10 protein-coding genes are annotated in these 11,301 nt (G+C 61.0%); 4 read left to right on the top strand and 6 right to left on the bottom strand.

Annotation, left to right across the window (positions count from 1 at the left end):
* Window position 1 precedes the first annotated feature (1 nt).
* Window positions 2–268, bottom strand: coding sequence for a PepSY domain-containing protein (locus tag FHT87_RS19630; RefSeq protein WP_183804407.1), 267 nt, complete (start codon window positions 266–268; stop codon window positions 2–4).
* A gap of 274 nt (window positions 269–542) precedes the next feature.
* Between FHT87_RS19630 and FHT87_RS19625 the strand changes: the two genes are divergently transcribed.
* Window positions 543–2,435: a PhoX family phosphatase gene (locus FHT87_RS19625; RefSeq protein WP_183804405.1), complete on the top strand. Its 1,893-nt coding sequence runs from the start codon at window positions 543–545 to the stop codon at window positions 2,433–2,435.
* 188 nt (window positions 2,436–2,623) lie between these two features.
* Here FHT87_RS19625 and FHT87_RS19620 read toward each other — a convergent pair whose 3' ends face one another.
* Window positions 2,624–2,995, bottom strand: coding sequence for an NIPSNAP family protein (locus tag FHT87_RS19620; protein ID WP_183804403.1), 372 nt, complete (start codon window positions 2,993–2,995; stop codon window positions 2,624–2,626).
* Between the two features lie 47 nt (window positions 2,996–3,042).
* On the opposite strand from FHT87_RS19620, the gene FHT87_RS19615 reads away from it, so the two are divergent.
* Both FHT87_RS19615 and FHT87_RS19610 read left to right on the top strand, forming a co-directional pair.
* The gene (locus FHT87_RS19615) at window positions 3,043–3,258 is read left to right on the top strand and encodes a hypothetical protein (RefSeq protein WP_183734760.1); all 216 of its coding nucleotides are present in this window, start codon (window positions 3,043–3,045) and stop codon (window positions 3,256–3,258) included.
* A gap of 201 nt (window positions 3,259–3,459) precedes the next feature.
* Entirely contained in the window at window positions 3,460–4,170 is a 711-nt protein-coding gene (locus FHT87_RS19610; RefSeq protein ID WP_183804401.1) for a DNA helicase, read from the top strand.
* Between the two features lie 142 nt (window positions 4,171–4,312).
* On the opposite strand, the gene FHT87_RS19605 is transcribed toward FHT87_RS19610, so the two are convergent.
* The gene (locus FHT87_RS19605) at window positions 4,313–7,384 is read right to left on the bottom strand and encodes an autotransporter outer membrane beta-barrel domain-containing protein (protein WP_246699646.1); all 3,072 of its coding nucleotides are present in this window, start codon (window positions 7,382–7,384) and stop codon (window positions 4,313–4,315) included.
* 884 nt (window positions 7,385–8,268) lie between these two features.
* On the opposite strand from FHT87_RS19605, the gene FHT87_RS19600 reads away from it, so the two are divergent.
* A complete protein-coding gene (locus FHT87_RS19600; RefSeq protein ID WP_183804399.1) occupies window positions 8,269–8,904 on the top strand; it encodes a DUF1062 domain-containing protein in 636 nt (211 codons plus the stop codon).
* 67 nt (window positions 8,905–8,971) lie between these two features.
* Here the strand turns inward: FHT87_RS19600 and FHT87_RS19595 are convergent, their stop codons facing one another.
* The 3 genes from FHT87_RS19595 to FHT87_RS19585 form a co-directional block, all read right to left on the bottom strand.
* Window positions 8,972–9,532 (bottom strand): NUDIX hydrolase, encoded by a 561-nt coding sequence (locus FHT87_RS19595; protein ID WP_183734755.1) that lies wholly within the window; start codon window positions 9,530–9,532, stop codon window positions 8,972–8,974.
* A gap of 107 nt (window positions 9,533–9,639) precedes the next feature.
* Window positions 9,640–10,644: an inorganic phosphate transporter gene (locus FHT87_RS19590; RefSeq protein WP_183804397.1), complete on the bottom strand. Its 1,005-nt coding sequence runs from the start codon at window positions 10,642–10,644 to the stop codon at window positions 9,640–9,642.
* The gene (locus FHT87_RS19585) at window positions 10,644–11,288 is read right to left on the bottom strand and encodes a DUF47 domain-containing protein (RefSeq protein ID WP_183734753.1); all 645 of its coding nucleotides are present in this window, start codon (window positions 11,286–11,288) and stop codon (window positions 10,644–10,646) included. The genes FHT87_RS19590 and FHT87_RS19585 overlap by 1 nt, the downstream gene beginning before the upstream one ends.
* Window positions 11,289–11,301: the final 13 nt, after the last annotated feature.

Here is an 11,301-nt window from a genome sequence, read left to right as displayed (position 1 = left end):
CTCAATCGCCCTTCTGAACGATGTCGCCGGAGACGGGATTGAAATAGACCTCGGCGCGTTCGCCGTCCTTGTCCTTGCCGTAGATCTCGTAGCAGTTGCCGGTGATTTCGAAAGTCTTGACCTTGTAGCCCATCGCATCGATCTTCGCCTTCATGGCGGCCTCCGGCATCCACTTCGATTTCGGCTCCTTCGTGCAGCTTGGACTTGCAAGCGCCAGGGCTGGCGAGAGCGACAGGATGGTAAGAGCGGCGATCAGTTTCAGCTTCATGATTTGACCCTTTTGCTGCTGCCCCTTGCGGGCGACGGGCAGAGGGGTAGCGCGGCGAAGCTGTCCGTTTGCTGTCGGGGATCGCAGACAGGCTTCCGCCCACAGCATCGGCACGAGGAGCGATTCTGATTTTTGGAAAGCCCGATGCGTGGATCTAAACAGTCCGAGCGCCCTCTCTCTCATGCCAACAGTGCTTGTTCGTCATCTGGATGTGATCCTGCAGAGCTAAAGCCCTTGTTGGAACTGTTCCACGAAGCAACAACGGAGAACCAGCATGGCTCATATCGACACCAACAAATTGTCCTGGGACGAATGGGACGAACTGCAAAATCCGCCGCCGGCAGAAACCGATTTCGACCGCGTCGTCGAATCGGCCGTCTCACGCCGCAGCTTCCTTGGCGGTATCCTGGCCTTCGGCTCAGCCGCAGCCGCCATGGGGACGCTTGGCAACCTGATGAACTCCACCTCGGCCCAGGCGCAGGAAGCGTCGTCGCGCTTCTCCTTCAAGCCGATCCCGGTCTTCACCGACAACACCGTGCACGTTCCTGACGGCTATGCATGGAAGCCGCTCGCCAAATGGGGGCAGCCGCTGTTCTCCGACGTCCCGGATATCGATCCCGTCAACGGCGTCAGCGTCGAACATTCCGACAAGGTCTTCGGCGAAAACACCGACGGCATGGAGTTGTTCGTGATCGGCGGCCGTCAGGTCATCGCCGTCAACCATGAATACGTGAACAACGAAACCAATCTTCCGCACAACGAAAAAGGCATGCCGAAGACCGCCGACGACGTGAAGATCCTGCAAAACCTTCAGGGTGTTACTGTCATGGAAGTCGCCGAAGGCGAAAACGGCTGGGAAATCGTGCTCGACAGCCCGTTCAACCGCCGCATTACCCATCTGACGCCCATGAAGATCTCCGGCCCGGCTGCGGGCTCCGACCTCGTCAAGACCGAGGCCGATCCGAACGGCACCGACTGTCTCGGGACCTTCAACAACTGCGGCGCCGGCAAGACGCCGTGGGGCACCTATCTCACCTGCGAGGAGAACTTCAACGGCTACTTCGGCTCGACCGATCCGAACTTTGCCATGCCCAACGACTTCAAGCGCTACGGCATCGCGGCCGAAACCCGATACGGCTACGAAGCCTTCGATCCCCGTTTCGACGTGTCGAAGAACCCGAACGAGCCGCGCCGCGCCGGCTATGTTGTGGAAATCGACCCCTCGGACGCCTCCTCGACGCCGATCAAGCGTACCGCGCTTGGCCGCATCAAGCACGAGAACGCCGCCGTCGTGATTGCCCGCGATGGCCGTGTCGTCGTCTACATGGGTGACGACGAACGCGGCGAGTTCCTCTACAAGTACGTTTCGAACGACATCTACGTGCCGGGCGGCGACACCTCCAAACTGCTGGATGAAGGCACGCTCTACGTCGCCAAGTTCGTCGATGACGGCAATGGCGAGTGGCTGGCCCTGACACCGGAATCGACCGGCATGAAGATGGACGAGGTTTGCGTCTTCACCCGCCAGGCCGCCTCCAAGGTCGGCGCCACGACAATGGACCGTCCGGAGTGGGTTGCCATCAACCCGGTCGCGATCGAAGCCTATTGTGCCCTCACCAACAACACCAATCGTGGCGTGAAGAAGAATGCCGGCGGCGACGACATGCCGGTCGGCGGCGCGAACCCACGCGAGAAGAACGCTTATGGCCAGATCGTCCGCTGGTATCCGGAAAACGACGACCACGCCGACGGCAAGTTCAGATGGGACCTGTTTGTCATGGCCGGTAATCCGGACGTTCACAAGGACGCCTATGCCGGCTCGTCCAACATCAACTCCGGCAATATGTTCAACTCGCCGGACGGTATGATGTTCGACTCGACGGGTCTCTTGTGGATCCAGACGGATGGCGAAGACACCAACGAAGGCGACTTTCTCGGCCAGGGCAACAACCAGATGCTCGCCGGCGACCCGGCGACCGGCCGCATCGAGCGTTTCCTGACCAGCCCGAAGGGCGCTGAAGTCACCGGTCAGACCTGGTCCGCCGACAAGCGAACCCACTTCGTCGGCATCCAGCATCCTGACGCGCCCTTCCCGGACGGCGAAGGCAAACTGCCGCGCTCGACGATCATTGCGATCAAGCGCAACGACAATGCCATGATCGGCTAAGCGGTCGTCTCTCGACACGGCTTCGGGGGCGCTGACATAAGCGCCCCCTTTTTATAAGTTTGTGACCAGTCGGCAGACCATTATGCGCGTCGGCGATGAAGGTTCACTATCCGTTCGGCCTTAGCCTACGATTACGCACAGTTCTTGTTTTGCCCCCTAGAATGAGCGGTAGTCGGCGGACATACATGCTAATCGCCGCGCGGCAGCGGTCGCAGAAACAGGCGCTCGTAACTCTTGAACGGCGGATCGGCCCCGAAGCGCGCATTGGCCGCAATACTGTCCGGATCGGCGGAGACGCTGGCGCGGTAGCCGCGATAGGTCTCCTCATCCGGGAAGGTGAAGAGAGCGACGGCAATATCGCCCTCCCCATCCGCCCCGGCACCGGGAAAGCTCAAACCGGCACCCTCAGGCTTTTCGCGCGGCATAAAATAGCCATGATGGGTTCCGCCATAGCGCTCGATCAGCCGGACCCAGACCTCGGCATAGGCTTCGAATTCCGTGCGTTTTCTGGGATCGAGGCGGTAGCGCACCTCGCAGGTGACGGGCATGGTCGACTTCAAGGAAATTCCTCCCATGTCTGCATATAGCCTATCAGGAGGCGCAAACCATGCACACATTGCCGGATCTGAGGGAATTGCACGAAACGCGGCTGCGCATGGAGGCGAAATATCTCCCCGGCTCGCCGTTCCGGCAGAGCTATGAGCGGCTCTGCCGGCGCTTCGATGACGATCTTGCCGATGAGCGGGACCGCCTGCTCAGCCAATGCGCAAGCCTGATGCTGATCAAGTTCATTCAGGAGGATATTGCAGGTGTAACGGATTGATGCCGGTTCTGAGCCCAACTGGCCCATCGTTTCCCGCTTGTCGCGAATCGCTGATCCCGTTACCTCTTGCGGCAAGGCTCTACCCAAGCCTCCTCCCTCCATCCGGGAAGCATCGTCCATGCGGGGTAATCCACAACAGAACCATCTGTTCGAGCACCGCATAAGGAGGGGTTGCGTTTCCGGCTCGCAATGGAGGTTTGAATGAAATTGTCTGCACCCATCTATCAATTGAAGCGTCGGGCGAAAGTGCTGGCGCGGACCGATACGATTCCGCTCCATCAGGCGCTGGACCGTATCGCCGAGGAAGAAGGTTTTCCGGCCTGGAGCCTGCTTGCCTCGCGCCATGAAACCGAGGGATCGACAACATCCATGCTGTCACAGCTTGCGGATGGCGACCTGTTGCTGATCGCCGCCCGTCCGGGCCACGGCAAAACCCTGCTTGGCCTGCAGCTTCTCCTCGATGCCGTCGCAAAGGAGCGAAGGGCGACCTTCTTCACGCTCGAATATACCGAAAAGCAGACCCTGCAGCGCATCCATGCCCTGCCCGAAGGGGAAGCGCTTGGCGATAAGGTGGAGATCGTCACCTCGGACGAGATCAGCGCCGATTACATCATGCGCCATCTCGCCGGTGCCCCGCGGGGAACGGTCGCCGTCGTCGACTATCTGCAGATCCTCGACCAGCAGCGCATCAAGCCGAGCCTTTCGGAACAGGTGACCGCCATCAGCAGCTTTGCCCGCGAAACCGGCATCATCATGGCCTTCATCTCGCAGATCGACCGATCCTTCGAGGCCGACAGCAAGGGCCTGCCGGATCTGACCAATATCCGCCTGCCCAACCAGCTCGATCTCAGGCTCTTCACCAAGGCCTGCTTCCTGCACGATCGCGAAGTCCAGCTTCAGCACGTCGCCTAAATCGTAAGGCGGGGGTCGGCGCCGGTCGGGCGCCGGCCATCCACAATACAATGAATGCACGATAAAACGAGCGACCAGCCGCCTGCGTTGAATGGCCTTCGGTCGTCGACTTTGCGGTACGATCCGACGAGACGTTGCGCGATCACCACTTCATATTGAAGCTGAGCTTGCCGCCGATCGAGTAGCTGTCGCCAAAGTTCTGAAGGCTGGTGCGGGCGAATGCTTCGCCGTTGATGGAATAGCGCTCGTCCGACCAGCTGTAGGAGCCGCCCAGGCCCAATCCGCCCCATAGCGGCCGGTTCTCGCTGACGAGCCTCGTTCCCGAGACGTCGACATCCGATCCGTCGAGGAAGTCGTAGTAGAGATTGGCCATGCCATAAACGCCTGAGCGGCTTGTCCGGCCTGCGGCATCCTTCCATTCATCGTCGTAATCGGCTGAGAGTCCGAGGCGGCCGACCAGAGCATCGCCGTCGCTCGGCGACACCGCGGCGCTGTAGGGATCTGTAAAGTCGTCGAAACGCACGGAGGAGTAGGAGAGCTGGGCCTGCGGCGTCAGCGACCATCGCGGACCGAGGCCGATCTTCTGTCCTGCCTCAATGCTGAATGCGTAACCGAAGCCGCCGTTGCCATTTGCCAGCGTCCTGTTCAGGGTGTCGGAACGAAGATCGCTGTCATACCAGATCAGCTGCCCCTGGGCATCGATGTAGAGGCCGCTATTGCCGTACCAGGTCAGCGTGCCGCCGAGACCATAGCCTGTCGTGTCGATGTCCCCTCTGCCGAACAGCGAGGATATATCTGCGGAAACCGTACCATATTGCAGGCTGACACCACCGATCAGCGTACCGGCCGCGCTTTCAGTCAACGCCCCGTCCACGCCCGTCTGCAGCTTCCAGACGTTCGCCTCGTAGTCGGTGCCGGTCGTCGATGTCACCGGCTCCAGATGGTTGTGCGCAGCCTCGATCCGTCCCCAGATGCCGCGCGCCCTCGCACCCTCGTCGTTGGTATCGGCCGAAACGCCGCCAACCCAGGAGCGGCCGCCGGTGCGCTGCTGGAGAGTGCCGAGCTGGTTGAAGCTTTGCAGAACCCCCGTATAAGCCTCGTAGAGTGGCACGCCCGGCGCATAAAGCGGTGATGAGCCGGTACCCGAGTCGTTGATCAGATTTGACCGAAGATACCAGTCGCCATCGCCGGGCGTGCTGACGCCGTTCTTGTAGAGCCGATAGGCATAGGCGCCGCCCACTACCGCCTGGTCGCCCTGGAAGACATAGTCGCCCAAAAGCGAAAAACTCCCGTTGGAGGCTCCGCCGATGTCGACGATCTTGATGCCTTCGACCGTCTGCGCGCCGCCGCCGCCGACATTGATGACCTTGAGGTTGGTGCTGCCCGAAGTATTGCCGGTAACGACCAGCCGGTCGGTGGCCGAGGCATCGTTGCCCAGCACCGTTTCGATCTCCAGCGTGCCGCCATTGCCGGTATAGTTGCCGCTCACAGTCAGCGTGCCGATCGAGTTGCCGGGGGCGATGATGCCGGCGTTGCCGGTGTCGCACACCGTGCCGACGCCCTGCAAACGACCGCCAGAAAGCACGTTCATGTCGCCGCACAGGTTGCCATTGACCGAAAGTGTGCCGGCTTCGACCGAGGTCGTTCCGGTGAACCCTGAGCTGTCGCCGGTGAGCCTTGTCAGACCGGAGCCGATTTGTCGGATAGTACCCGAGCCGGAAACGATGCCATCAAAGATATAGGAGTCCGACCGGTTGAAGGCGAGCGTGCCGTTGTTGGTCACGTTGCCGGTGATCGAGCCGGAGCTGCCGCCATTGCCAAGCTGCAGAGTGCCGGCCGAAATTGTCGTGCCGCTCGACACCGACGCGGCGCCATTGAGGGTCAGTCTGCCGCCGTTGACGGCAAGCGTGTTGGTGGTGAGGCTGCCATCGATCTCGGCCGAGCCCGAATTCATGCCGATGCTGCCCATACCGCTAATCACGTAGGCGGAGTCGTAGGTGAAGCTGCCGGTGCCCAGATCAAAGCTCAGCGCCGTATTGCCCCCGCCGCTGATGTTGCCGGCGATGGTGCCGCCCGTGATGGAAAGGGTATTGCCGGCGGCGCTGAGGTTGACGTTTCCGTTCACTGTGCCGGCGGTGGCGATAGTGGCCGCACCGCCCGTCTGGCTGAGGGCGATGCCCGAAGCTCCGGCGTTGACGACGGCACCGGAGCCGATGGTAATCGTGCCTCCCGAGGCAGCGGCGGCATGGATGGCGGCGCCCGTGCCCGAACCGCCGGTCACCGTGCCGCCGGTCAGGTTGATATCATAAGTCCCCGTACCCCTGTTGTCGGCAAAGAGGCTGTCGCCGCTGCCGCTGTTCGTGACGGTGCCGCCGCTCATGGCGATGCTGGCCGTGCCAGTGCCGGCGGCGTTGTTGACCACCGCGTTGAGAGCGGGGTTAGTGCCGCTTTGAACTGTGACCGCGCCGCCGGTCATGGTGATGCCGGCGCTGCCGAGCTCCGACTGGCTCAGGACACCCGTGCCCGGATTTGCTGTGACCGTCCCGCCGCTGATGCTGACGCTGGCCGCGCCGGAAGAGGCAGTATTCGTGATGATGGCGCGCAAGCTGGCGCCGGCGGCGCCGACGGTGCTGACCGATCCGCCGGCCATGGTGATGGTGGCATTGCCTGTGCCCTGGTTCAGGGCATAGACGCCATTGCCCGCCCCCGTATTGATGACCTGCCCGCCGTTGAGTGTGATCAGGGCATTGCCCGAGCCGATATTGCCGGAGGTGTTGTTGATTCCCGCCAGGAGCGAGCCCGCGTTGGAGCGCGTCGTCACGGTGCCGGTGTCCATGCGGATAATGGCATTGCCGGCGGTCCCGAGATTGGAGGCGTGAAGGCCGTTCGACAAAAGCGCGGTCGACTGAACCGATTGGAACAGGAGCGCATTGATGACGATGTCGTTGACATTGGCCGCCGAACTGGTGACGGTGACAGCGCCCACGCTGACGGCGGTCCTTTGGGCAACCAGATTGGGATTGTTGAGTGTTAGCGTCAGGCCGGGTGCGCTCTGATAGACGATGCCGGGTGAAGGATAGCTCGCGCCAGAGCAAATGACCACGCCACCGACCGGTCCGCCACACTCGTTGGCCGCGTCAGCGGCATCCTGCACCCCTGTCAGCAGCGCGAAAGCCAGGGCGATCATGGAGACCGACGAACTCTGGACTGACATTCGCTTCGTCATGAATCGCTTGCCCGCCGCAGCCGGTATTGCTCGCACCACCTTCATCTCCTGGAAACGTTTACGCCTGTCGGCGCCAAATTCTTAGTATTCGTCAATTTATGCAATTCTCGATTTATCAATGAGCACGAATGATTTCAGGTGTGATGGAGGAGCAACATAAAATAGCGCTGTGTTTGCAGGTATTTAAAACTGCCTTAAGAGCCATGCCTGACCGTCGCACCCGCCAATCCACAAATTGGTTTCAATACAATTACTCTCGCATAAGATGATTTCTTTTTGGACTGCTCCGCGAGCAGCTACCTGAGAGAAGCGACGGTTTTGGGCCTTACTGGCATCGCCTTCTGCGGGTGGCAGATTGCGCAGTCGCGGCGGTGAAGGTCGCGCGAAACGACGATTCGATCAGGATAGCTGATCGGCACTGCGCCGCTGGCCCCTTACCCGGTCCGTTCCCGCGTGGTTTGCAATTACCACCTACATATCTCAGTCTGCTCGCATCATCAGGCCCTCAGCACAAAGTTGCATAAATGCCGCATACCGCAGTTCCCTCGCGGGGACTGCGGTATGCCACTCCCGTTCGGCCAGATCATTTGCTATCCCTGCTGTCGAAGAGCATGGGCGCATCGAGGTAGACTTTGCCTAAGTAATCACCGGTCTCAATCCAGTTTCACCCGTACTGCCGGATAGCCGCGGGCTATCGGCGTATGAATATGTTCATCGGGTGGCGGCAAGAGACCGGTTTGGCATTGTTCCGATCGCCAGTGCAGCTCCGCTGTCTCTGCTCTTCAGTCACCCCAAAGCATCGCCACACCGCGCCCTCACGGCATTTCTCTCGCGCCATCTTGGTGAACTTCCGAACGGAAGACCAAGATACTATGTGCAGATCACTTCGAGTCCGATGGACCATCACACCCAAAACCGCTCCCCAGCCCTGGATTGCCTGCGGTGGATGCGGCGGATTGAGAGCCTTTCAATCCAGCGGCAAGATCCGGCTCAACGCAAATGGCCGCAGGCTGGATGCCTGGCTGATCTATAAATGCCTCACCTGCGACAAGACCTGGAACCGGCCGCTCTTCGAGCGCCAGAACGTGCGCGATATCGATCCGGCCATTCTGGAAGCGCTGCAGTCAAACGATATCAATTGGATCCGGACGGAGAGCTTCAACCTCGACGCATTGAAACGCAGGTCGCAGCGCATCGACGAATTCCCGGAATTCGACATCGCCAGGGAGGTGTTGTGCGAGGCTGCCGGCTGGACGCGGCTGGAGATCGAACTGGCGGTGCCGTTGCCCGCGGGCACACGCCTCGACCGTCTGCTGGCATCTGAGCTTGAGCTTTCGCGCACGCGGCTCCAGGCGCTCCACGAGAAGGGTCTGCTCCGGACGCATCCGGATCGCGCCGACATCCTGCGGCGGCGGATCAAGACCGGTATCGAAGTGATGATCGACCTCGCGGCGACAGCGGATCGCGAACTCTCCTGGGGACCTCTGGCGACCGGCAGTCCGCGGTAACTCAGCGCGAAGGCCCATATTCCGGGCCTTCGTCACTCCGGTCCGATCCCGCATCAGTTGAACGCGTTCAGCGCGAGGTCTGCAAGGTAGCGAGCGACACCACCACGTCGGCCACAGATTGCCGGTCCTCGATCCTGCGCGGCTTCAGCCGATCCTGGGATGTCAGGGGATTGTCGGCGTCGATAGACCGGAAGAGTGCCTGCAGCTCGGGCTCCTCGACAAGCTCAGCCGCCTCTGCCGGCGCAATCCACATCTTCTGCCTCTGAGTGCGCTCCGGAAATTGATCGCCCTCCGCTTTGAACCGCAACAGATGGACCGAAACCGTCAGCGGTGTCTCGCGATCCTTCACATAGGTGTAGCAGCCGAGGGGCCTCTTCCTGACTTTGCCGATGATACCAGCTTCCTCGAGCGCTTCGCGCTGGGCGCAGCGATAGGGTTTTTCCTTCCTCTGCAGATAGCCCTTCGGGATTACCCATCGTCCGGTATCCCGGCTGGTGACGAGCAGAACGCTCACCCTTCCGCCCCTCTCGAGCCGACAGCAGATGGCACCGCTCTGGTCGACCTTGCGGCTGCGTGGGCCTGCCGGCATTTTCGCATTCGATTCAGGCAGATCGTCAAATGGATCCATTGTCCGCTCGTTGTCGCCCTTTCCTTGCATGGGAAATAGAGCGCAACAGATGATCGAAAATAGCACTCCCTAAAATAAGGTATCGGCGCGTCGAACGGCCCCTGCCCTCAGGCAAACAGGCTCGCAATCCCATAGCAGGCGGCAGCAATGGCAGCGGCAGCAGGCATCGTGATGACCCAGGCAATCACGATATTGCCGGCAATGCCCCACCGCACGGCCGAAAGACGCCGTGCGGCGCCGACGCCGATGATCGCGCCGGTGATCGTATGCGTCGTCGACACGGGAATGCCAAGCCACGTCGCGCCGAACAGCGTCAGCGCCCCGCCGGTTTCCGCGCAAAAGCCCTGCATCGGATTGAGCCGGGTGATCTTCGAGCCCATCGTATGAACGATCCGCCAGCCGCCGAAAAGCGTGCCGAGCGCCATCGCCGACTGGCAGGAAATGACTACCCAGAGCGGCACATGGAAGCTGCCGCCGAGATGGCCCTGGCTGAAGAGAAGCACGGCGATGATGCCCATGGTCTTCTGCGCGTCGTTGCCGCCGTGGCCGAGCGAATAGAGCGAAGCGGAGATGAACTGCATGAAACGGAAGGTGTTGTCGACGGCAAAGGGCGTCTGGCGCACGAACATCCAGGAGACCATGAGCACGAAGAACAACGCCAGCAGGAAACCGATCGCCGGCGATATGACGATCGCGCCGACAGTCTTCAGCAACCCGCTCCAGACGATCGAGCTGACGCCGACCTTCGCAAGCCCCGCTCCGACAAGCCCGCCGATGAGCGCATGCGACGACGAAGACGGGATTCCGAACAGCCAGGTGACGATGTTCCAGACGATCGCCCCCATCAGCGCCGCAAAGATCACCTGCGGCGAAACGATGGCCGGGTCGATGATGCCGGTACCCAGCGTCTCGGCGACATGCAGGCCGAAGAACAGGAAGGCGATGAAATTGAAGAAGGCGGCCCAGGCGACGGCATATTGCGGCCTCAGCACCCGGGTGGAGACGATCGTCGCGATCGAGTTTGCCGCATCATGCAGCCCGTTCAGAAAATCGAAGAACAGCGCCACGCCGATCAGACCGACCAGCAGCGGAAGGGAGAGAGAGGCTTCCATCAGACGTTCTCGATGACGACGCCGCTGATTTCGTTGGCCACGTCTTCGAACCGGTCGACGATCTTTTCCAGGTTGGAGTAGATCTCGCTGCCGATCATGTAGGCCATGGCATTGCCGTTGGCGCCATGCCGGCGATAGAGCTCCTTCAGCCCCTCGTCATGCAGTTCGTCGGAGCGGCCTTCCACCCGCGTGATCTCCTCGGCGATCGACGACAGTTGATGGGCATTGGCGCCGATCTTGTCGAGCAATCCGATCGCCTTCTGCATCAGGGCCGCCGCCTTGACGATCTCGCCGCCCATTTCCTGCATCAGCGGATCGAAGCTCGATTGCTCGAACAGGCGGATGATCTTCACCGTCTTGTGCATCATGTCGATCGCGTCATCCATGGACTGGATCAGGTCCTTGATGTCGCCGCGGTCGAAAGGCGTGATGAAGCTGCGGCGGATGGCGAGCAGCACCTCGCGGGTGATCTGGTCGGCATCGTCCTCCAGCGCGACGATACGGTCGCAATTCTCCTCGACATTTTCGCCCTTCAGCAGCTTCTCCATTGCCTCGGCTGCTGCCACCACGGTTTTCGCATGCCTGCAGAACATCTCGAAGAAGCGGTCCTCCCGCGGCATCATCTTGCGAAACACGCTCATCATCTCGGGCGATCCT

The sequence above is a fragment of the Rhizobium sp. BK316 genome (assembly GCF_014193695.1).
Lineage (GTDB): Bacteria > Pseudomonadota > Alphaproteobacteria > Rhizobiales > Rhizobiaceae > Rhizobium.
Note: the sequence above shows the minus strand (reverse complement) of the source record. Positions and strands in the feature narration are given on the sequence as shown.